The following is a 1004-nucleotide window of genomic DNA, read 5'->3' on the forward strand; positions in this document are numbered from 1 at the left end:
CCTTTTGAGACGGGATGGGGAAGTTTTTAGGCGTTCCGTCTTCGTTTCGTTGCTCTTTTGATGGGTTAAGAATTTGATTACCAATCAGCAGACGTTGTGCAACCTGCTGGCCTGTAACGGTTACGTCATCGGCAAAGTAATCGCTTTCCACTGTAAGCGGGGTATCAGTAACAGCAAGGCTGCCAGCATAAGCTGTTACCGGACTATCAGGGGCGATTTGCTGCATGATTGACTGATAATCGGTATCGCTATTAACGGCGTTCCTCAGGCGGGATAACAACGACGCCTGGCCTTCAGCTGATTGCTTCTTCAACTCCCCTGACAGATAAGACGCCTCCTGCGGAAGAAGTAATCGGCGTGGAACATTAACGCCTGTATTGTTCCGCACAGCATCAATGGTCGCAGACCGATCGGTAATGGTCGCGCCAACCCGTTGAGTAATATCAGCGCCCTCCATAGCACTCATCGCTGCGGCGGTTGCCGGATTTAGGGCAGTCATATCAAGGGGCGTAATAGCATCCCCCGTGCGGTTTTGGTTGAACAGCAATGGGGTTTCCATTAACTGCTTATTGGTCTTCTGTACGGCCGTCGTTAACCGTTGAGCCAGTCGCCACTGTCGCATATCGCCACCGTTAGCATTCAGATTAGCGTACAGATTATTGACGTAGTTCTGCGATTCAACTGGCCCAGAAGATATTACTTTGCGTATCGTTTCTTGATCAGATAGTAAATCTTTTACTTCTGCCTCTACGCTTGTCCCTTTAGTGGCAGAAATTAAGTTTTCCTGCTGATCTGCTGTGGTGGGTAAATCAGAATATACCTGCTGAGCAAAAGAATTATACGTTCTGGCCGCCAACGCCTCGCGCTTTGCCTCTGCTGCTGCTGCCTTTGCCTCTAACCGCGACTGATAGCCCATAGCCTGATTCAGCAACGCATTGCGCTTGTCTGGATCAAGCTTATCAATATAAAAACCCTTTTCAGAGGTAAGCTGATTGGTTAAGTCA

Annotated in this window: 1 protein-coding gene; it reads right to left on the minus strand. The window is 48.9% G+C overall.

From position 1 onward, the window contains the following. A partial coding sequence (locus QZ506_RS18315; protein ID WP_291973018.1) for a hypothetical protein occupies positions 1–1004 on the minus strand: 1004 nt, incomplete at both ends.

It is taken from the genome of Candidatus Symbiopectobacterium sp. (assembly GCF_020054415.1).
GTDB lineage: Bacteria > Pseudomonadota > Gammaproteobacteria > Enterobacterales > Enterobacteriaceae > Symbiopectobacterium.